Source organism: Nocardiopsis alba (assembly GCF_000710955.1).
GTDB lineage: Bacteria > Actinomycetota > Actinomycetes > Streptosporangiales > Streptosporangiaceae > Nocardiopsis > Nocardiopsis alba.
In genome coordinates, this window is sequence record NZ_BAZE01000018.1 from 40,157 (window position 1) to 61,018 (window position 20,862).

General features: G+C 70.4%; 19 protein-coding genes. 4 read left to right on the plus strand and 15 right to left on the minus strand.

The annotated features are described in order from the left end of the window. Positions 1-43: 43 nt before the first annotated feature. The 5 genes from TR33_RS24800 to TR33_RS24820 form a co-directional block, all read right to left on the minus strand. Positions 44-784, minus strand: coding sequence for an anti-sigma factor (locus TR33_RS24800; RefSeq protein WP_042285826.1), 741 nt, complete (start codon positions 782-784; stop codon positions 44-46). Next, positions 778-1,368 carry an ECF RNA polymerase sigma factor SigK gene (sigK, locus tag TR33_RS24805; protein WP_084570331.1) on the minus strand — a complete coding sequence of 197 codons (591 nt, stop codon included), beginning with the start codon at positions 1,366-1,368 and terminating at the stop codon, positions 778-780. Before sigK ends, TR33_RS24800 begins: the two co-directional genes overlap by 7 nt. Positions 1,369-1,522: 154 nt before the next feature. Then, positions 1,523-2,161, minus strand: a complete 639-nt coding sequence (locus tag TR33_RS24810) for a fasciclin domain-containing protein (protein ID WP_042285829.1) — start codon at positions 2,159-2,161, stop codon at positions 1,523-1,525. Between the two features lie 55 nt (positions 2,162-2,216). Then, entirely contained in the window at positions 2,217-3,842 is a 1,626-nt protein-coding gene (locus TR33_RS24815) for a molybdopterin-dependent oxidoreductase (RefSeq protein WP_042285833.1), read from the minus strand. Between the two features lie 109 nt (positions 3,843-3,951). Continuing rightward, positions 3,952-4,542, minus strand: a complete 591-nt coding sequence (locus tag TR33_RS24820; RefSeq protein ID WP_042285836.1) for a fasciclin domain-containing protein — start codon at positions 4,540-4,542, stop codon at positions 3,952-3,954. Between the two features lie 274 nt (positions 4,543-4,816). On the opposite strand from TR33_RS24820, the gene TR33_RS24825 reads away from it, so the two are divergent. Continuing rightward, complete coding sequence (locus TR33_RS24825; RefSeq protein WP_017532987.1) at positions 4,817-6,409, plus strand: OmpA family protein; 1,593 nt, start codon at positions 4,817-4,819, stop codon at positions 6,407-6,409. A 67-nt stretch (positions 6,410-6,476) separates the two neighbouring features. On the opposite strand, the gene TR33_RS24830 is transcribed toward TR33_RS24825, so the two are convergent. Beyond that, positions 6,477-7,265 carry an SDR family NAD(P)-dependent oxidoreductase gene (locus TR33_RS24830; RefSeq protein ID WP_042285840.1) on the minus strand — a complete coding sequence of 263 codons (789 nt, stop codon included), beginning with the start codon at positions 7,263-7,265 and terminating at the stop codon, positions 6,477-6,479. A gap of 137 nt (positions 7,266-7,402) precedes the next feature. Between TR33_RS24830 and TR33_RS24835 the strand changes: the two genes are divergently transcribed. Then, the gene (locus TR33_RS24835) at positions 7,403-8,059 is read left to right on the plus strand and encodes a TetR/AcrR family transcriptional regulator (protein WP_234305959.1); all 657 of its coding nucleotides are present in this window, start codon (positions 7,403-7,405) and stop codon (positions 8,057-8,059) included. On the opposite strand, the gene TR33_RS24840 is transcribed toward TR33_RS24835, so the two are convergent. The 9 genes from TR33_RS24840 to TR33_RS24880 all read right to left on the minus strand — a co-directional run bounded on the left by TR33_RS24840 (position 8,056) and on the right by TR33_RS24880 (position 19,478). Next, positions 8,056-8,658 carry a mismatch-specific DNA-glycosylase gene (locus TR33_RS24840; RefSeq protein WP_017532990.1) on the minus strand — a complete coding sequence of 201 codons (603 nt, stop codon included), beginning with the start codon at positions 8,656-8,658 and terminating at the stop codon, positions 8,056-8,058. The two genes, TR33_RS24835 and TR33_RS24840, sit on opposite strands and share 4 nt — an antisense overlap. A 14-nt stretch (positions 8,659-8,672) precedes the next feature. Beyond that, the gene (locus TR33_RS24845; protein ID WP_042285844.1) at positions 8,673-9,362 is read right to left on the minus strand and encodes a hypothetical protein; all 690 of its coding nucleotides are present in this window, start codon (positions 9,360-9,362) and stop codon (positions 8,673-8,675) included. Positions 9,363-9,555: 193 nt separating this feature from the next. Beyond that, positions 9,556-10,962: a dihydrolipoyl dehydrogenase gene (lpdA, locus tag TR33_RS24850; RefSeq protein WP_014909882.1), complete on the minus strand. Its 1,407-nt coding sequence runs from the start codon at positions 10,960-10,962 to the stop codon at positions 9,556-9,558. Between the two features lie 127 nt (positions 10,963-11,089). Then, positions 11,090-12,010, minus strand: coding sequence for a DedA family protein (locus TR33_RS24855; RefSeq protein WP_017532992.1), 921 nt, complete (start codon positions 12,008-12,010; stop codon positions 11,090-11,092). Positions 12,011-12,141: 131 nt separating this feature from the next. Next, the gene (locus tag TR33_RS24860; protein ID WP_042285846.1) at positions 12,142-13,794 is read right to left on the minus strand and encodes a hypothetical protein; all 1,653 of its coding nucleotides are present in this window, start codon (positions 13,792-13,794) and stop codon (positions 12,142-12,144) included. A gap of 74 nt (positions 13,795-13,868) precedes the next feature. Further along, positions 13,869-15,029, minus strand: coding sequence for a winged helix DNA-binding domain-containing protein (locus TR33_RS24865; protein ID WP_084570332.1), 1,161 nt, complete (start codon positions 15,027-15,029; stop codon positions 13,869-13,871). Positions 15,030-15,065: 36 nt separating this feature from the next. Beyond that, positions 15,066-15,557, minus strand: a complete 492-nt coding sequence (locus TR33_RS24870; RefSeq protein ID WP_017532995.1) for a hypothetical protein — start codon at positions 15,555-15,557, stop codon at positions 15,066-15,068. 87 nt (positions 15,558-15,644) lie between these two features. Next, positions 15,645-18,023 (minus strand): trehalase-like domain-containing protein, encoded by a 2,379-nt coding sequence (locus TR33_RS24875; RefSeq protein ID WP_017532996.1) that lies wholly within the window; start codon positions 18,021-18,023, stop codon positions 15,645-15,647. A gap of 723 nt (positions 18,024-18,746) precedes the next feature. Continuing rightward, positions 18,747-19,478, minus strand: a complete 732-nt coding sequence (locus tag TR33_RS24880) for a class I SAM-dependent methyltransferase (protein ID WP_042285849.1) — start codon at positions 19,476-19,478, stop codon at positions 18,747-18,749. A 123-nt stretch (positions 19,479-19,601) separates the two neighbouring features. Here TR33_RS24880 and TR33_RS24885 point away from each other — a divergent pair, with 123 nt between their 5' ends. Together TR33_RS24885 and TR33_RS24890 are read left to right on the plus strand one after the other, a co-directional pair. Next, positions 19,602-20,432: an SDR family NAD(P)-dependent oxidoreductase gene (locus TR33_RS24885; RefSeq protein ID WP_042285850.1), complete on the plus strand. Its 831-nt coding sequence runs from the start codon at positions 19,602-19,604 to the stop codon at positions 20,430-20,432. Positions 20,433-20,552: 120 nt separating this feature from the next. Beyond that, the gene (locus tag TR33_RS24890; RefSeq protein WP_014913038.1) at positions 20,553-20,816 is read left to right on the plus strand and encodes a phosphoribosyl-ATP diphosphatase; all 264 of its coding nucleotides are present in this window, start codon (positions 20,553-20,555) and stop codon (positions 20,814-20,816) included. The last annotated feature ends 46 nt before the right edge of the window (positions 20,817-20,862 follow it).

Genomic DNA, 20,862 nt, shown 5'->3' on the forward strand with positions numbered 1-20,862 from the left:
CCGGGGAGGACGGGGGCCGCGGGTTCGGGGAGGGCTCTAGAGGTCAGCCGGCGACCGGCATCGCCATCACCGGCTCCGAGGTGGGGTGTTCCGAACCGCCCTCGGGCTCGATCGTGACCGCGATGCCCTCATCCTCCTCACTCGGAGCCGCCAGCACCGGCGACACGAATCCGGAGGCGTCGACGGAGAGCACCCCCGCCGAGACGACGCCGCCATCGGCCCTGGTCAGCCAGAGCTGGTAGTCCTCCTCATCGAGGGCCTCCAGGCCGTGTGCGCTGAACACCAGGGCGCCCTGGATCTCGGAACTCACGACGGTGACGCTCACCCCCTCCATGGGTTCGGCCCTGGTGGAGATCGAGTCCGGAGAGGCGAGTACGGCGGCGATCCGCTGCTCCTCGGCCCGGAGTTCGTCCACCTGACGGCTCTGGTCGATGACGACCGCGCCCAGGACGAGGATCAGGAGCAGGCAGGCGGCCAGGGCGAGCGTCGGGAACAGGGAACGACCACGTCGTCGCGGTTCGGGGAGGCGTTCGGGGGCGGGGGCCAGCTGTCGGGTCTCGGCCACCTCCGCCAGTACCCGCTCCCTCAGCCCGGGGGGCGGGGTCCGAGCGGTGGCCGACGCCAACAGCGCCGAGGTCTCGAAGAAGCCGCGCACCTCCTGAAAACAGGACTCGCAGTGGGCCAGATGGTCCTCGAAGCGCAGGCTCTCACTCGGAGTGAGGGCGTTCAACGCGTAGGCACCCGTCAAGGTGTGCGGGTCCTGGTTCAGCGTCCTTCTCACCATTCCACCCCCAGACAGTCCCTCAGCCGGATGAGCCCGTCGCGCATGCGCGTCTTGACGGTCCCCAAGGGAGCGGAGAGCAGGCCGGCCACCTCACGGTAGGAGTATCCGCCGTAGAAGGCCAGACGTACCGACTGCTCCTGGAGTTCGGTCAGGGTCTCCAGACATCGGCGCACGCGTTCCCGTTCGAGCCGCCCCGTGGCCTCCTCGGCCACCTCGTCGTAGGGGCGTTTCGTGTCGGTGGCCGCGGCGCGGGCCTCACGGTCCCTACCGGCCTGTTCCGATCGCACGCGATCCACCGCCCTGCGATGGGCGAGGGTCATCACCCAGGCACGCGGACCGCCACGCCGTTCGTCGTAACGGCAGGCGGTGCGCCAGACCTCGACCAGGACCTCCTGGACGACCTCTTCCGACTGGGCCGGGTCGCGCAGGATCCGGCGCACCACGCCGTACACGGAAGGGGAGATCAGATCGTAGACCCGACCGAAGGCCTGTTCGTCGCCGCGCGCCACGAGGCGCAGCAACTCCTCCAGCCCGAGTGGGGCGGGATGGGCCGCGTCCTGCGGCGCGGTCACTGCCCTGTCCATCCGGATCCTTCTCGTCTCGGGGATGAGGCTCTTGGTTCGGGCGGGATACGGGAGCGACGTTCGGCCCCGGCCCGTGGTCGTGATCGGTCGGAGGGCCGGACGGTCCACGCGTCATCGCGTGGACCGTCCGGGGCCGGTTCGGTCCATCCTCCTATCAGGAGGGCATCAGCACCGTGTCGACGATGTAGACGGTCGCGTTGGAGGTCTGGACGTTGCCGCAGACCACCTTCGAGTCTCCGTCGACCGTGAACTCCTCGCCCGCGCCCTCGGTGGTGACGTTCTCACCCTGGAGGGAGGTGAACGTGCCGTCCTCAAGCGCCTCGGGGGCCTGCTCGCCCTCCACCACGTGGTAGGTCAGCACCTCGGTGAGCCGCTCCTTGTCGTCCAGCAGGGCGTTCAGGTCCTCCTCGGGGATCTTGGCGAAGGCGTCGTCGGTGGGAGCGAAGACGGTGATGTCCTCGGCCGTGTTGAGGGTGTCGACCAGATCGGCCTCTCCCACGGTGGTGACGAGGGTGGACAGGAGCGGGTTGTTCGACGCGGCGGTGGCGACCGGGTCCTGGGCCATACCCTCGAAGCTCCCGTCGCCGTCCTCGGGCACGGCGGCGCAGCCCGGTCCGAAGTTCTCACCCGCGACCTGCGTTCCTTCGTCCATGCCTCCGTCGGTGGTCTCCTCGGTGCCGCCCGCCTCGGTGTCCTCCTCGGTGGCGGAGCCGTCCATCCCCCCGCAGGCGGTCAGGCCGAAGGCGATCGCGGCGGCAGCGGCGGCGACGGTGAGCGTGTTCTTGCTGATCATCGTTCTCTCCTCGGTGGGTGTTCGTGTTCTCGGGTTCGTGAGGCCGACGTCGGGTTCAGTCGGCGGTGAAGCGGATGCGGTGTCGGCCCGTCGCCCCGTCGGGGATCGGGTCGACACGCTCGGCGGTCTGGGTGTAGCCGGTGGAGTCGGTGGCCCTGACCTCGACCGAATGGACCCCTGGGCCGACCGTGGTCTCGGCGATCCATTGGACCCAGGTGTCGATGCCGGGCACCTCGGCGAGTTCGGCCTCCCACCAGTCGCCGTCGTCCACTCGGACCTCCACCGCGTCGATCCCGCGGTGCTGGGCCCAGGCGACCCCGGCCAGGACGACGTCTCCGGCCTCGACCCGGCCCAGCGGGGCCGGTACGTCGACGCGGGACATGGTCTTGATCGGGGCCTGTACGCCCCAGCCGCGCCGTGCCCAGTAGGACCGTTCGTCGGCGAAGCGGGTGAGCTTGATGTCGGTGACCCATTTGGTCGCGCCGACGAATCCGTACAGGCCGGGCACCACCATCCGGGCGGGATATCCGTGGACGTGGGGGAGCGGCGCGCCACCCATGCCCACGGCGAGAAGGGCGTCGCGACCGTCCATGACCGCTTCCGTGGGAGTGCCACAGGTCCAGCCGTCGGTGGAGGTACTGAGGATCTGGTCGGCGTCTGATCGGACACCGGCCTCGCGTAGAAGGTCGGCCAGGGGGAAACCGAGCCAGCGGGTGTTGCCGATGAGGTCCCCGCCGACCTGGTTGGACACACATGCCAACGTGATGTCCGCCTCGATCACGTCGCGCGTCATGAGTTCGTCCATGTCGATCTCGAAGGGGCGGTCGACCATGCCGTGCACGCGCAGTCTCCATCGGGAGGAGTCCACCCTGGGGATGGTGAGCGCGGTGTCGATCCGGTAGAAGTCCCGTTCGGGGGTGGTGAAGGGGGTCAGCCCCGGGACGCCGAGGTCGGTGCCGGGAGGCAGGTCGGACAACGGTCGGGCCGGGATCGGCAGGGCCGCCCCGGGACGGGAGGCGGTATCGGCCCCCGCCAAGGCCGACAGGCGCCCGAGGACACCGGCGGAACCGGAGACGGCCAGGACCCCCGCGGCCGTGATGACGAGACCGCGTCTCCCGGGCCCTCGGTACTCCTCCGGAGCGGGTGCGGGAAGCGGGTCGCCCCCCGTGTCCGCCGGTGTCCCGGTCTCCCTTCCTCCCTCTGGTCCGAAGCGGCGGCGCTCGGCTCGCAGCAGGAGCGTGAGCGCCGCGGCCCCCGCCACCGCTCCGGCGACGACGGCCGCGGCCGCCCCGGGGTCGTCGGAGCGGCGGAGGGCGACGGCGGCCAGGCCGGCCGCCGTGAACAGCCCCGGCCCCACGTATCCGACCGCGGGACGGATCGACGCCATGATGCCCAGGACCGCCCCGACCAGGACGAGGACGGACAGGATTCCGGCGATCAGTACCGCCTTGTCGGCGGTTCCGAAGAGCGAGATCGCCCACTCCATGAGGAGAGGGGGGCTGTTGTCGACGAGCGCGTCGCCGACCGTGACCACCGGGGACGTCACACGGAAGAGCCCCGCGGCCAGTTCGCCGAAGCCGAGCGAGGCTCCGACGACGAGCAGGCCGACGCCCGCCCCGACGGCGGTCCGTCGTCGCCCTTCGTGTCGCGGGGCCCGCCCCCCGCTCGTCTCGTTGGTCACATGGGGGGTTCGGTGCCGGACGCGGACCGGATGGGTGAAGGGACGATCTTTTTCGAGAATTCTTCGAGCGTGCTCGGCGGGCGCCGTTCCGAGACCGTGTTACGTCGGGTCAGGTGGGGATGAGGAGCATCCCCACCATGTGCACGGTGGCGTCGGTGGTGCGGACGTCCGCGCAGACCACCGGGGAGTAGCCCTCGATCGTGTACTCCCCGTCCTTCTCCGCGGTGCTGATCCGGTCTCCGCCGAAGGTGGGGAGGGAACCCTCGACCAGATCGCGGCTGCCGTACTCGCCCAGGGTCACGTGGTGGCCGATCAGGTAGGCCAGCAGGTCGGCATCGTCGAAGAGCTCCCGTACCTGTTCCTCGGGGTAGATGTCGAAGGCGTCGTCGACGGGTGCGAACACCGTCATGTCGTCGATCTCGGCCAACTCCCGCTCCAACCCGCTCCGTTCCAGGGCGGAGGCGAGGCGGCTCAGTCCCGGGTTCTCGGCGACGGCGGTGAGGAAGGGCTGTTCGGCCATCGAGGCGAGACTGCCGGGGCCCTCGCTCGGGAGGTCGGCGCAGTCCGGTCCGAAGGCGGTGGACTCGACGGGGCCCTTCGAGGCCTCCCCGAGCTCGTCCGGCGCCTCGGTCCCACCGGAGCACGCGGTCAGAGCGAGGGCGATCACGACACCGCAGCCCGCCAGGGTGGTCCGACGCATCCGAGGCCCCTCACCGTCGCACGTCCTTCCGTCGTCGACCCATGACGTTACGTGCCCGACGTGGGAGGACGGGGCTTCGACGCGCCCCCCTTCACGGGGCGGAGAGGGACGACGGGTACCGTTTCCGGGCGGTATCGGCGAAGAATCTCCCATAGGGGTCGTCGCTGGCCAGGCCGGTGCCCGAAGCCCGTGACAGGGCACTATGGTCGGTTCGACCCCGCGAGTACAAGAGGATGTTTCCGGTACGTCCTCTCAATGATCGGAGTTCCCCCACATGGCGCGCAAGACGCCCCTCACCGTGGTCGCGCTCATGGTCTCGGGCAGCCTCCTGCTCAGCGGCTGCACCGTCGTGTCCGACTGGTGGTCCGAGACCTTCGGAGAAGCGTCCGGCCCGCCCGAGGTCAAGGAGGAGTTCCCCTACGTTCGTGAGGGACGCATCTTCCAGGACACCGGCCAGGACGCCGAGATGCGTTTCGCCATCACCGGCCTGGAGCGCACCGACGACTACACGGTCATGCACTACGAGGTCTCCTACCCGGACGACTTCTCCGGACCCAACCGGAACCTGAGCATGGCGCACACGCTGGTCGACCCCCTGACCGGCCGCGTGTACCGGCAGTTCCTCGACGACGAGGGCCTCAAGTACGGCTCGGAGAGCCCCAACGAGGACGGCCTGTACCCCGTGCACGACGGGGTCACCAACGAGTACACCCGCTACTTCCCCCGCCTGCCCGACGAGGTGTCCCAAGTGACCTTCGTCGGCAGCGGTCTGGGCGCCATGACCGGCATCCCGGTCCAGGACGTGGAGAACGAGCGCGAGGACCCGGAGGACCCCAACGGGCCGAAGCACCTCACGCTCGACGACCCGCCCCCGCGAGGCGAGAACCTCACCTTCGCCAACCGTCGGCCCGACGAGGACGCGGTCGCCGACGAGGGTTGGGTGCAGAGCTTCGTCGACTCCGAGATCGCCTCGACCACCCGTGACGGGGATCGGGAGATCATCTCCCTGCACTCCGACGTGATGTTCGAGTTCGACCGCTCGGATCTGACCGCCGACGCCGCGGACGTGGTCCGGCGCGCCGCCACCACGCTGGCCCGCAACGTCGACCCCGACGACCCCACGATCACCGTGGTCGGTCACACCGACGGCATCGGAAACGACTCCTACAACGACAACCTGTCGGTGGAGCGCGCCGAGAGCGTGCGCGACCTGCTCGCGGAGGAGCTCGGCACCGACTACAAGCTGGAGGTCGAGGGGCGCGGCAAGCGCGAGCCCATCGCCCGCGAGGGCGGCCCCGACGACGAGGAGGCCCGCGCCCGTAACCGTCGGGTGGAGTTCTCCTACGTCTTCAACCCGACGGTCGAGGCCACCGAGGACGAGGAGTACGACGACGACGGTCTGGGCGTGGCCCAGCGCAACGTCACCTGGCCCGCTCCTTACAGCGACGACCCGGGTTCCGTGGTCGCCGACGGCGAGAAGGACGGCATCCGGCTGGAGATCTACCCGCTCCGTCGGGACGGCGCCTACGTCATCGGCACCGTGGCGATGACCAACACCACCGATGAGCCGCTCGCCCCCGAGCTGGGCGGCAGCGAGACGGTGGCGGGCGGTCCCGAGCAGTTCAACAAGGGCACCCTGGGCGGCTTCCAGCTGTTCGAGCCGGAGAGCGGCCTGGTCCGTTACGTGGCCCAGATGGACTTCGGCGAGAACCGCTACAGCAGCTTCGCCGAGGAGGTGCACACGATCCAGCCCGGCAACACCCACGAGCTGGTCGCCGTCTTCCCGGCGCCCCCGGTGGACGTCGAGGAGCTGACGCTGCGCGCCGGACCGTTCGGCGAGTTCGAGGAGATCCCGGTCGAGTACTAGGAACACACGGAGAAAGGGGGGCCGTCGACATCGTGTCGGCGGCCCCCTTCTCGTGTATCCGGGGCGGTCAGAAGTGGGTGCCGCCGTCGACGCGCAGTTCGGTCCCGGTCACGAAGGCGGCGTCGTCGGAGGCGAGCATGGCCACGATCGAGGCCACCCGGTCGGCCCCGGCGAAACCGCCGTCGCCGAGGGCGGGGGAGAGCTTCGCGAACAGGCGCATGTCGGCGTCCTCGGGCAGTCCGGGGCCCCGGCTCAGTCCGCTGGCCCCGCTGCCGTCGGTCATGCCGCTGGAGACGGAGCCGGGCTGGACGGAGTTGAAGCGGATCCCGTCCCCGGCGTACTCGCTCGCCAGGGCGTGCGTCATGGACTGGATCCCGCCCTTGCTGGCGGCGTAGGCCGCCATGTACGGGTGGGCGAAGGCGGCGGAGGTGGAGCTGAAGTTGACCACGGCGGGGCCTCGGCCGCCGCGCAGCGCCGGTAGGGACTCGCGGGTCACCAGGAAGGTGCCGACCAGGTTGATCCGCAGGATCCGTTCGAAGTCCTCGAGCGAGGTCTTCTCGGTGTGCGACGAGCGCAGGACGCCGGCCGCGTTGACCAGAGCGTCCATTCCGCCGAGCGTGTCGACGGCGGAGCGCACCCCGGAGCGGACGGAGTCCTCGTCGGCGATGTCCATGACGAGGGTGGTCAGTCGGTCGGCGGCGGTGCCGGCGCGGGCGAGCGTGTCCTTCAGTCCGGTCTCGCTCACGTCGGCGGCGACGACGGTGCCGCCCTCGTCGAGCAGGCGCAGCACCGTGGCCTGGCCGATACCCGAGCCGGCGCCGGTGACCAGGGCGCGTCGTCCTTCGAAGCGGTTCATGGCTTCCTCCACTCTTCCGGCGGTCGGGCCCTCTGTCCGGCCGCACGTGCGACGACTGCATACTATGCCTTGATGGCACAATGTGCCACAAATGCATGAAAGGTCACCCTGGCGGTGGTGGGCCTACCATGGCGGTGATGAACACCGAGAACCCACGAGAACGGGGCCGGCCCTCGCTCACCGAGCGACGCAAGGCCATGACCCAACTGGAGATCGCCCGTACGGCCGCGGAGCTGTTCACCGAACAAGGTGTCGACGGCACCACGGCGGAGGACATCGCCCGCGCCTCCGGGGTCTCTCCGCGCACCTTCTACCGCTACTTCCGCACGAAACAGGAGGCGGTCGCCCCTCTGCTGGTCACCGGGGCCGATCGGTGGCGTGAACGGTTGGGCTCCTTCGAGCCAGGGGGGAACCCGGCCGAGGCGGTGGAACGCTCGATCCTCGCGGAGCTCACCCCCGAGAGCGCCGAGGAGACGGAGGAACTGGAGAGGGCGCGAGGGCTGGTCCGCGTGGCACGGGACGACGTCTCCCTGCGCGCGGTCTGGCACCGGGTCAACCGGGAATCGGAGGTGCTCCTGGTGCCCGTGCTCGCGCGGCTGACCGGGCGGGAGGAGGACGACATCGTGCTGAGACTGGCCGCGGCGGCCGTCACCGACGCGGTACGGCTGTCGATCGAGGACTGGGCCGCCTCGGACGCTCCGGAGCGGGGCGGGGAAGGGCCCGCGGCGCGTGTCGCGCGCTGTCTACGGGCCCTGGACACGGGGTTGTGGGGCGGCGCCCCGGCGGTCGGCTAGGAGCGTCCTGTGGGGAGGGATCGGTCGGGCAGGCCCGCCGCGGCACGCAGCCGACCGAACTCCTCCGCCAGCCCCTCGGGCGTCCAGTGCGCGTTGCGTCCGCTCGGGTTGGGCAGCACCCACAGCCGGGTCCCGCCGATCGTGGTCTCCTGAGGACCGACCTTCGCGCGCCGGTCACCGAACCCCGCCCTGTACCCGGTGATCCCCAGGAAGGCCAGCCACCCCGGACGCAGTTCGAGGACCTTGCGGCGCAGCTCCTCGGCACCGCGGACGAACTCCTCGGGCTCCAGCTCGTCCGCACCCCGGGTGGCCCGGGCCACGAGGTTGGTGAAGCCCATCCCCAGCTCCGGAAGAGTGCCGTCCCGGTCGGGGGAGTAACGGCCCGGGGTGAACCCCGAGCGCGCCAGGGCCGGCCAGAACCGGTTGCCGGGTGAGGCGAAGTGGTGCCCCCGGACCGCGCTGGTCAGCCCGGGGTTGAGCCCGCAGAACACCACCGGGAGCCCTTCCGAGAGGACGTCGGGCAGCAGGAGGTCGCGCCCGGCCTCCAGCTCGGCCCGACTCAGTCCGCCGACCCCGCGTACGGGCCCCTCCCGGTCCACTCCGGCCCCCTTCGTCAGTTACGGATCTGCCCGGCCGCCTGGAAGACGACACGCTCCAGGTCGCCCCGCTCGACGTCGTCGAAGTAGGCGATGGCGGTGACGTAGAAGTCGCCCGGCAGTTCCAGGTACAGGTGGCGGCTGGAACCGTCCACGGTGCCCACGTACTCCAGGTCGCCGCCGAGGTCGTCGGACTCCTCCGTGTGGTAGGTGTCGACGTCCACGTCGACGTCCACCTCCCAGTTCATCTCGGCCTCGGCGCCGGGCACCTGGACCAGGTCCGGGGAGGCGCTCGGGTCCGCGCCGGAGGTGAAGACGATGGTGAAGGAAGGGGTGCCCGGCTCGGTGCCGCCCTCGCTGAAGGTGCAGGAGAGCTGCTCGGCGTCCTCGAACCCGTCGATGGGTCCGCTCTCCTCGCTGAGGACCGGGCCGGGGGCCAGGTCTCCGACGATCTGGGCGGCGGAGGCCGCCTCACAGGATTCGGGGAGCCCGTAGGACGAGGTGTCCTGCTCCTCCTCGTCCTCCGCTTCGGGGCTCGGGGAGGCGCTCGCCTCCTCGTCCGGGGCGTCCGCGCCGTCCCCACTGGACAGACTCAGGTCCAGGTCGAGGTCGACCACGTCGCAGCCGACGAGTACGACACCGCCGATGACGACCGCGGCGACGGCCGTGCCCAGGCACGACAGGGGTGTGGACGGGATGAGGCGCATGGGTGGCTTTCGGTTCGGGGTGCGCCGTGCTCGTGTGAGGGGAGACGGCGGGGGACACAGGGAAACTTAGCAAGTCCCGCGTCCTCGGGGAGCCCGGACCTCTCCGCCCCCGGAGGCCCCGAGGATCGCCCGCCCGATACGAAGGGGCCGGCCCCGGGACGACCCGGGACCGGCCTCGACGAACGACGTCGGATCAGAAGTTGATCATGTGACCGGCCAGGCCGTGCACGGCCTCCTTGACCGCTTCGCTGAGCGTCGGGTGGGCGTGGATGTTGCGCGCCACCTCGTGCACGGTCAGGTCCCACTGCTGGGCCAGGGTCAGCTCGGGCAGCAGCTCGGTGACGTCCGGCCCCACCATGTGGGCGCCGAGGAACTCGCCGTACCTGCCGTCCGAGACGATCTTGACGAAACCGCGGCTGTCGCCCAGGCCGTGCGCCTTGCCGTTGGCCACGAAGGGGAACTTGGCGACCTGCACGTCGTAGCCCGCCTCCTTGGCCTCGTTCTCGGTGTAGCCGAAGGAGGCGATCTGCGGCTGGCAGTAGGTCGCCCTCGGGATGAACCGGTAGTCGATCTCCTGGGTCTCGGCGCCGCCGATGGTCTCGGAGGCGACGATGCCCATGGCCTCGGCGGTGTGCGCCAGCATGAGCTTGGCGGTGACGTCGCCGATCGCGAAGATGTGCGGGACGTTGGTGCGGCCCCGGGAGTCGATGGCGATGGCGCCGCGTTCGGTGAGCTCCACACCGGTCCGCTCCAGGCCGTAGCCCTCGACGTTGGGGGAGAACCCGATCGCCTGGAGGAGCTTGTCGGCCTTCAGGACCTGCTGCGCGCCGTCGGTGCCGGTGACGGAGACCTCGACCCCCGAGCCGGTGTCCTCGACCTTCTCCACCCGGGTGGAGGTCATGACCTTCACGCCGAGCTTCTTGTAGGCGCGGGCGATCTCCTTGGAGACCTCCTCGTCCTCCATGGGCACCACGCGGTCGAGGAACTCCACGATGGTGACGTCGACCCCGTAGTTGCTCATCACGTAGGCGAACTCGACGCCGATGGCGCCCGCGCCCGCGATGATGATGCTCTCGGGCAGCTTCTCCTCGAGGATCTGCTCCTCGTAGGTGACGACCCGCTCGGACAGCGAGGTGCCCGGGATGAGCTTGGTGGAGGAGCCGGCCGCGATGATGACGTTGTCGAAGGTGACCGTGGTGGTCTCCCCGTCCGCTCCCCGTACCTCGATGGTGCGGTCGTCGAGGAAGGTGCCGCGCCCTTCGAGCTCGGCGATCTTGTTCTTCTTCATCAGGAAGTGAACGCCCTTGACCCGGCCGTCCGCGACCTCGCGACTACGGCTGAACGCCTTGCCGTAGTCGAACTCGACCTTGCCCTCCACCTTGATGCCGAACGTGTCGGCGTCGTTGTGGAACAGGTGCGCGAGCTCGGCGTTGCGCAGGAGCGCCTTGGACGGGATGCAGCCGACGTTGAGGCAGACACCGCCCCAGTACTTCTCCTCGATGACCGCGGTCTTGAGGCCGAGCTGGGCGCCTCGGATGGCCGCGACGTAGCCGCCGGGTCCGGCTCCGAGGACCACCAGGTCGAAGTGTTGCTGTCCCATGACGGGATCTCCTTGAGAGTGTTGGTGACGCACCAGGTGCAGCCGGCGTTGCCCAAGGTGACGGATTGCCGTCTGCCAGCCTATCCGCGTACGCCCCACCTGTGGGCTACCCGTGGTCGCGGCCGGGTCACCGAGGGTTCTCTTCGTCGGTGGGGGTGGTCGGAGCGATGGTGGACTCCGTGGAGCGGCCCTCGGCCTCCAGGCGGGCGGTTTCGGCGTCGTACTCGGTGGCGGCCTTCTCCAGCGCGGCCGTCTTACGGGCCTTCTGATCGCGGCTCGCGGTGAACGTCGGGTACAGCGCCATGCCGAAGATGAGCGCGAGCATGATCCACAGCGCGTACTTGTCGATCAGCAGCACGACGTCCACGCCGGTCTGACCGGAGGAGTGGCCGACGAGGGCGACGATGGAGGTGACGAAGGCCGCGCCGAGCGCGTTCAGCAGCATGTAGACGTGCAGGCGCATCCCGTTGGCTCCGGCGATCACGTGGGTGATGCCCGCGGGGACGCCCGGCAGGTAGCTCAACGGTACGAGGGCCCGCATGACCCAGGGGTTCATGGTCTCCAGACGGTCGGCGAAACGGCGCCCGCGCTCCCCCTGGATCAGGAAGTTGACGATGCCGCGCCCCCAACGTCGGCCCAGCCACCAGAAGATCCAATCGATCTTGATCTTGCCGATGACACCCGCCAGGATCACCACCCACAGGGCGCCGCCCTGCCCGACGCCGATGAAGGCCGAGGCGGCGCCCACGGCCGCGTGGCTTCCGGTGATCAGGGCCAGCGCCAGCGGGTGGTCGGCGATGAACAACGGGCGCAGCGGCAGGGTGAGGAGGAGCAGCGCGGGGAGCAGGAGCGCCACCGTCAACAGGACCTTGTCCTGCCGCTGGGCCTTGCCCTTCCACGGCTTGAGGGAGCGGAGCGCCTCGCGGCCGAGCTCCTGCTCGTGCTCCATCCAGGCCTGCTCGGCGGCCTTGAGGGCCTGTTCACGGGTGGGCCGGTCGTCGCCGGACCTATCGGAGTCGGAACGGGGAGCGGGCGTCGTCGTCATCATGTACCCAGATTCTCGCCGGAGCGCTTCTCACGACAGTCGCATCGGTCACCGACTCCGTGTGAGAGAAGCGTGGGATCGGCATGACAACTGTCATATGCGCTCTTCACGGGTGGTGTGGGGCGCGGTTCGGGTCAGGGACGCCGCGGCGGGGCGGGCCACTTCCAGTGCGGAGCCCAGGTGAAGCTGTCCGAGACCCCGGGCGGAAGAGGCGGCAGCAGGCGGGAGCCGGGGGCCGGCCCCTCGGTCTCGACGTTCTCGGGCGTTCCCTCGTCCGAGAACGTCGAGGGCGGCGGGTTCTCGTTCTCCACCGGGGCGGGGGAGAAGAGATCGGACGTCGCCTCGGGGCGGTCGTCGAAGAGGTCGGAGGGCGGTTCGATCGGTCCGCCGAGCGGATCGGGGTCGCGGAAGGGGCCCGCGTCGGGGACCGGGAAGAGGTCCTCCTCGTCGATCCGGGTCACCGGCGCTCCGGCCCAAGGGGCGGCTCCGGGGAACTCCTCGTCCTCGTCCTCGTCCAAGGGCTCGGGGTCGGGGTCGAAGGGGAGGGCGGAGGACGGTCCGGGCTCCACGAGCGCGGCCGCGTCGGGGCCGGAGGGATCCGCCTCCGGGGACAGTGCCGGGAAGGGCACCGACGAGGGGCCGGGGTCCACCTCGGCGAAGTGCGCGGCCTCCCCGAAGTGGCGGGGGGCCGGGTCCGTGCCTGCGTCGTCGTTCTCGATCGGCGGGGCCTGCGGGTGACGGACCGCCCCGGCCGGATGGAGACGGGTCCACCAGGAGGCCGCCTCGTCCGGGGTCAGTTCGGACAGGACGGTGAACTCTCCGGTGATGTGCGGGTGGCGCCGTCCGGCACGCCACGAGTGCAGCAGCGACTGGGGCTCCAGGACCAGGACCCGCTCGCCGTTCACCTCGGGGATGTCGCCGGGGCAGGCCTCGTTGCCGACCCAGGTGCCGTCCCCGCCGACCAGGTCCCACTCGCCGCGCACCACGTCGGCCAGCGGGTCGACCGGGGCGTCCAGAGAGGCCGCCACCCAGCGGGGGTCGGGGCGGGATCCCGGGAGTCGCATCCCCTCCTTGCCGATCAGGGCGTCGGCGAGCAGGGTGTGGAGCTGGAAGTTGTCGCCGACCCCGTCGAAGCGCACCCGGAACCCTCGTCGGGAGGCGCGGTCCAGGACCAGGACCCGGCTGACCTCGGCCATCCGCAGCAGTTCGGAGATCTCGCCGAACTCGCTCAGTCGCGTCGAGAGCGCCTGGACGATCTGACCGAGCCCCTTCATCGCCCCGGCGTCCGCACGGACGGCGGAGCGCACCCCCGCGTCGCACAGCATGGCCTTGGCGGCCAGGCCGTAGCGCTGGACGGTCCACCAGCCCATGGTGGCCAACGGGGCGTTCTCACCGAGGACCTCCTCGACCCTCTTCTCCTCGGTCTCGCTCACCTCGGAGGGGGCGGGAAGGGGGCCTCCGCCGGTCTTCTCCCACGCGTGCAGGAACGCCACGGCGGCCTGTCCGTAGCTTCCGACCTGACGCAGTACTTCGAGACCGACCTGGCCGGCGGGGGCGCCCGACTCGACCAGTGCTCCGGCGAGGACCGAGAGGTCGGCCGCCACACCCGGGTAGGGCTCGCAGTCGCCCAGCACCGGGGCCAGCGCCTCCAGGGCCGTCTCCAACTCCTCGGTGGGCACGTGGGAGGACAGCCGGAAGGCTTCGCGCACGGCCTCGGGGAAGTCGGGTGTCTGGCCGGCGGCGGTGTCGAGCACGCGTTGGAACGCGGCGCGGAACTCTTCAGTCACCCTCGAATCCTGTCACATACCCGTGTAGGCCCCGTGATCCGGATACATATGTAGAAAACGGGTGAAGCGCCGGGTCAGTCGGGGGTGACGAACTCGATCCGGCCGTCGTCACGGTCCGGCCGGAGGAAGGCGAGGAGCGCGAGTCCCTCCTCGGCGACCCGCTCGGCCTCGCCGGAGGGGAGGGGAGCGAAGGGGGCCACCTCCACCACCGGGGCGGTGCCCCGGAGCACCCTCCAGGTGGCGGCCACGGATCCGTCCACGAGCACGGTGGCCGGGGGCATGCCGTTGCGTACGGCGATGCGTCGCAGCCCCTCGTCGGAGATCACCCGGCTCCGGTCGGCGTGGGCGCGCAGCAGATTGTCGAAGTCGTAGAGGAACCGCGGCGGGGCGGGGACGTCGGACCCAGGACGCGGCGCCTCGGGCAGGTCGAACATCTCCACGCCCCGCTCGTCGTGGAAGGACACGAGCCGGTCCCGCATCCCCTCCACCACCGCCTTCAACCGGGTCAGCCCGGACCATGCCTGTACGTCGCGCACGCTCGCCGGTCCGAAGGCGGCCAGGTGGCGCAGGACCAGGCCCTCCCGGTCGGGTTCGACCTCCATGTCGAGCCCGGTCCACCGGTCGGCCGGGGCCAGCAGGGGACGCCCCGAGGCGCCCCAGACCCCGCGCGGCGGTGTCTGCACGACCGGGAGCAGACAGCGCACCACGTAGGCCAGGTGCTCACCGGGAACGTCCGGCCAGTCCTCGCCGAGCCGTTCTCCCAGTTCCCGCGCGGTGAGCGGCCGTTCCTCCAGCAGTTCCCGGCCTCGCGCCACCACCGCGGCGTGGTCCACCCCGACGGTGGCCCTGCCATGCCGGCTGTTCCGCAGATCCCGGGCCATGACCTCCCGGGTGACGGAGCGCAGCGCGCGGGCGTCCTCCGGGGTGACCAGGTGCAGGGTCGAACGCATCAGCGACATGCGCACGAGCGCGCCGTCGGTGAGCAGACGGCCCACCTCCTCCGGATCCGGTCGGATCAGCCGGTTCTGGAAGGCGACGTACCAGCTGTGGGTGGTCTGCGCCTGAAGCCCGGCCAGGTGGGAGACCAGGTCGGTGACCGGCCGGTCCACCCTTTCGAGCAGGAACTGGCGTGCCAGGGTGGCGCGGTTGAGCGCGCGGCGATCGAGGACGGCGACCATCCGGGGGCCTCTCAGGTGTCCGATGGGTTCCGGAACCCTACTCGTCACCAGGGACATTCCACCGTGGTGACGCCCCGGATCTCCGGTCCGGGTTCAGTGGGCGCGGCCGAGCAGGGTGAGCGGCGGGTAGCGGTGCTCTTCGGTCGGATCGTCGAAACGCACCGTGTACGCCCACCAGCGGCCCGAGTCGGGGGAGGGGCACGAGTCCGACCAGTAAGTGACCTGTCCGGCCGGGACGACGACGCTCTCGGTGTGCTCCATGGGAGATCCGGGCGTCCCGACGTCTTCGGGCGGCATGACGTGCCGACAGGCGGTCGTCGGGTCCAGGACGAGGTCGGTGTCGCCGGGGTTATGGAGTTCGACGCTCCAGGTCACCAGGTGCTCTCCGTCCTCGTGGGTGTGCGCGATGCTCAGCAGCCTCACCCCGAGCCCGTTGGCGAACTCGTGCGGCCTATCGGCCGGGACGATCGGGAGGACCGACGGCCCCACGAACGCCTGGAAGCCGATGACGGACAGGGCGAGGAGCAGGAAGGTGACCAGGACCTTGTTCGGAGCGGAGGTCCTTCGGGCGCGCGGGGTCGACATGACTTCTCCTGGGGGAAGGGAGACGGGGCGTCCCGTGCGGGACGCCCCGTGGTCGGTGCCGACGCTACCGGTCGAGCGGGGTGGCGCTCAGAGGTGCGTGTCCAGCAGGCGGGCGCAGCGGATCAGGCCCAGGTGCGAGTAGGCCTGCGGGTGGTTGCCCAGCGCCCGCTCGGTGACCGGATCGAACTCCTCGGGGATGAGACCGGTCGGACCCGCGGCGTCGACCAGGTGCTTGAACAGCTCCTCGGCCTCCGCGCGGCGGCCCGTGAGCAGGTACGCCTCGATCAGCCAGGTGGTGCACAGGTGGAACCCGCCCTCGCCGCCGGGCAGACCGTCGTCGCGGTGGTAGCGGTACACGGTCGGTCCGCTGCGCAGCTCCGCCTCCACGGCGGTGACCGTGGACTGGAAGCGCTCGTCGGTCGGGTCGATCATTCCGGACAGGCCGATGTGCAGAGAGGCGGCGTCCAGGTCGGTGCCGTCGTAGGCGGTGGTGTAGGCCTGCACGGTCTCGTTCCAGCCCTTGTCCAGCACCTCCTCGGCGATCTCCGCGCGCAGACCCGCCCAGGACGCCTCCGCCCGACGACCGTAGGTCTCCGCAAGGGTGAGCGCCCGGTCGAGGGTGACCCAGCACATGACCTTGGAGTAGACGCGCTGACGGGGTTCGTCGCGCTCCTCCCAGATCCCGTGGTCGGGCTCGTGCCAACGACGGGCGACCGCCTCGGCCATGGAGCGGACCAGCTCCCAGTCGCGGTCGGCCAGCGTGCCGCGCTCCCGGGACAGGTGGGCGATGAGTTCGACCACGGGGCCGAACACGTCGAGCTGGACCTGGCGGTCGGCGAGGTTGCCGATCCGGACCGGGCGGGAGCCCGCGTAGCCGGACAGCGACTCGATGACCTCCTCGGGGCCCAGGTCGGTGCCGCGCAGGGAGTACAGCGGACGCAGGAGCTCCGGGCCGGGCAGGGAGTCCACGACACGGTGGACCCATTCCAGGAAGGCCTCGGCCTCGACGGTGGAGCCCAGGGTGACCAGGGACTGGACGGTCAGGGCACCGTCGCGCAGCCAGCAGTAGCGGTAGTCCCAGTTGCGGACGCCGCCGATCTCCTCGGGCAGCGAGGTGGTGGCCGCGGCCATGACCCCGCCGGTCGGGGTGCACAGACCCCGCAGCGTCAGCGCGGAACGCTCGGCCAGGGCGCGCTCGGTGGCGGGGAGCTCCAGCGTCTCCAGCCAGTCCGACCAGTGGTGCGCGGCGAGCTCACGGCGCTCGGACTCGGTCCGCTCCTCTGCGGCCAGGGAGTCGGTGCCGCAGCGCATCTCCAGGATCACGGGGCGCTCGGACCTGGGGTGGACGGTGGCCCGGGCGATGTCGTCGGTGCCGTCGTGGTCGATGTGCCACTCCACGCCGGGGGAGCGCAGCACCATCGGGAAGTCGGCGCCCTGGACGCGCAGGCCCTCGGGCTCGACGGTGATGCGGATCGGAGCACGGCCGAAGTCGGGGCGGGGGGCGAACTCGATGGTGGCGGGGGTGACGCCGCCGATCACCCGCACCAGGTCGGTGCGTCCGGGCTCGGTGTCGTGGGTGAGGTAGTCGGTGACCTCCAGGCGCGACCAGCGGGTGCGCACGGTCATCGTTCCGGGCAGGTAGCGCTGGCCGAGGGGCAGCCCGCCGTGCGCGGGGGCGATCGAGAAGACCCCGGCCTGGCGGCCTCCGAGCACCTCGGCGAACAGGGCGCCCGAGTCGGGCTCCGGGTGACAGAACCAGAGCAGGCGCGCGTCCGGGCCGACCAGGGCCACGGAGGCCTGGTTGGACAGCATCGACATGCGCTCGATGGGCGTGGGGCGTTCGCCGAAGACCCAGGAGCGGCGCTCGGTGGCGAGCAGGGCCAGGAGGGTGGCGGCGGTCGGGGTGTCCGGGACGCTGTGGGAGGCGACCGTGGGCTCGGCGCCGACACGGATGCCGGCGTCGGCTCCGGTGTTCAGGTTCATGAACACCGGCTCCTCGCCCTCGCCGCCTCCGATGTAGAGGAGCGCGGTGGCGTCGACCTGCTCGCGCAGCAGTTCGAGGGCGGCGGACTTGTCCGAGGGCGGGGCCCCGGGACCCGGACGCGAGGGGTCGATGGTCAGGTCGGTGTCGAACTCTGTGCCGTAGGCGCCCACCAGCCGGACCTCGGCCGGCAGCCGGGAGAGGACGGCGAGATCGCGCAGGGGACGGGAGGAGACGACCGCGCACACGGTGCCGGGCAGGTCGGCGAGGTCGCGCAGGGCGCGGACCGCTCCGGGGAGCGGCCCGTGCCGGTCGGTACCGAGGGGGGCCAGCGCGCCGTCGTAGTCACAGGCCACGAGGAGCCGTGAGGTTCGCGCGAGGGCGGAGACGCGTTGGCGCACGTCGAGGGGCATGGCTTCGAGCGTGGTGTCGGTCGCCCTCGTGGGCGTGACCGAAGCCCCCTCGACCGCCTGGGTGAGCGTCACGTTGCCTCCTCCGCTGGTCTATGGCATGACCTGGGAAAATAGGTGAGATATGGGACTCCGCGCGCATGCTTTCCGTTCACACGGGTTTGGTGTGAAAAACGTAGACGCAGGGATGGTGGCGCGGGATGAGCCTCGGGGGACTTTGAACAGACATCAGGAACTTTTAACGCCCGCTCTGGCGAACCGGGTGATGCCGGTCGTTCCGGAAAAGGTCATCTCCCCCCAGAAGTCAACGCGAGACTACCGGCGTCACAGAGGACACGCGACTCGAGCTTCCGGTGATGCGGCCCACAAGCTGACCTGGGGTGGGTCACTCGTCGCGGAGTGCAGTGGCGCGGGCTTCGGGGTGTGGCCTCCGAGAGTGGGGGAGTGCTCCCCCTTTTTGGGGCTCTCCACTCTGACCTGCTTCGATGCGCTTCCACCCCTCTTCCTCCCCGTGGTGCGGAGGTCGGAGGGGCGGGCGGGAGGGCGTGGGAAAAAAAGTCGTCCACAGCCTGTGGACGATCTTCGAGGATGCTCGACGTGGGGAGGTCGAGGTCGGCGCTCTTCCGGTCATTGCACGCAACTCGGGTGCATCAATAGGTAAAATTCCGACATTTCCCCGCAAAGCGTGCACGATTGGCTTGGTTCGTGAAGAGACGACCAAGGTCCCGCCCCGGACGAACGGCGTGGTGGCCGTTCATGCGAGACGGGACCGGAACATATCGGGTCGGGAACCGGGGATCAGAGCGCGCGCGGACGCTCCCCGGAGGACTCCCATTCCGGTTTGCGCAGGTGGTGCACCCAGGCCGGCGGGATGTTGGCGTAGACCCTCGCCGAGTCGATCCGGTAGCGGTCGATCCAGTCCTGGACCACCCAGCCGCTCCGGGCCTGACGGAGGTAGTCCTCGCGCTTGGCGATGACCGCCTTGACCTGCTTCGTGTACAGGTACCCGTAGAACGACAGCGTTCCGCCGGGGCGGAGCACCGTGAAGTAGTGGTCGAGGATGTTCTCGACCTGCTCGGCGGTGAAGTTGGCGAACGGCAGCCCGGAGACGATCACGTCATAGGTGCGGTCGGTCCCCATGTCGTTCACCAGGCAGGCGTGCACGGCGGCGGAGTCGGCGACTCGGGACATCTCGGGGTCGGTCTTGAGCAGCTCCTCGACGTGGGCGGCGAACTCCGGATTGGCCTCGACGAGGTCGATCGTGTCGCCGGGACGCATCGCGGCGGCGATCCCGCGGCTGATGGCGCCCGTGCCCGCGCCCGCCTCCAGGATGCTCAGCGACTGTTCGGGGTCGGGGCGTCGGCGGACGTACTCGGCCATCTCATAGGCCAACGCGCCACTGCTGGGCACGATGGAACCCGTGGCGTGAAAGGTGCGCAACGCCTGGCCGAAGAACAGCCTGGTGTCACGCAGACGTTCCTCCAGCCTGAGAGCGGAAAGGGGTCCGGCAGGGCTCTGTGTCTCGGACATGGTTGAACGCTAACGCCTCGTCGCCCCCATGGGGAAAGCGAGGAAGGGTTTGTCCGGGAAACACCGGGTGGTCATCACCACGGCGCCATCGGGAACCGAGGGCCCACGCCCTACGCTGGAGCCATGAGCGAAGCGGACAGGACCCGAAACCGGCCCGACCCGTCCCGTACGGCGTTGGTCACCGGCGCCTCCCGCGGCATCGGCGAGGAGTACGCGCGCAGCCTCGCTCAGCGCGGCTACTCCCTGGTCCTCGTGGCGCGGAGCCGGGAGAACCTCGAAGACCTCGCAGGGGACCTTCGCGGGAGCTACGGCACCGACATCGAGGTCCTGGCCGCGGACCTGGGCACCCCCGAAGGGCTCGCCACCGTGGTCGAGCGCGTCTCCGCCGACGGCTCGGACGGGACCGCCCCCATCGACCTGTTGGTCAACAACGCGGGGCGCGGCGACGGCGGCGTCTTCGTCCACCAGGAACCGGACGACATCGACGCGATGATCGACCTCAACGTCCGCGCCGTCCTCCATCTGACCCGCGCCGTTCTACCGGTCCAGATCGCCCGAGCCGCCTCCGGAGCGGATCGTCGGCTCGGGGTGATCAACGTGTCCTCCATGGCCGGGGAGGTCCCCTCCAACCCCGGAGGGTCGGTCTACGGCGGGGGCAAGAAGTTCATCGCCCTGTGGAGCGAGAGCGTCTCCGCCGAGGTGCGCGGAAAGGGTGTGTACGTCACCACGGTGTTCCCCGGGTTCGTTCGCACCGACATGACCCGCGGCGTCCAGGAACAGGGGATGCCCGAGTTCGCCTTCGTGGCCAAGGAACAGGTGGTCCGGGACTCCCTGAGGGCCTGGTCCGCGGGGCGCTCCGTGGTCGTCCCCGGGGCCGCCTACAAGACCGCCGACGGGCTCTTGCGCGTGCTCCCGCGCTCCCTGGTGCGGGCCGTCGCCCGCCGTATGGCCTGAGCCCCGGCACCCTCCCGGCGCGCCGGCCCTCCCACATGGTGAGACTTCCGGTCCCCGGTTGGTCACCGGGTGTCGGAAGCGCCTACCCTGGTAACGCACTGTCGGTCGAGGAAAGAGACCATGAAGACCTTCGAAGAGCTGTTCGCCGAGCTGTCAGAGAAGGCACGCTCCCGCCCCGAGGGGTCCGGGACCGTCGCCCAACTCGACGCCGGCGTCCATGCCATCGGCAAGAAGGTCGTCGAGGAGGCGGCCGAGGTCTGGATGGCGGCCGAGTACGAGTCGGACGAGCAGGCCGCCGAAGAGATCTCGCAGCTCCTCTACCACCTCCAGGTTCTGATGCTGGCCCGTGGCCTGCGCCTCGAGGACGTCTACAAGCATCTCTAGGCCGCTCGTGCCCCACCGCGCCCACCCGGGTGCGGGACACGCGCCG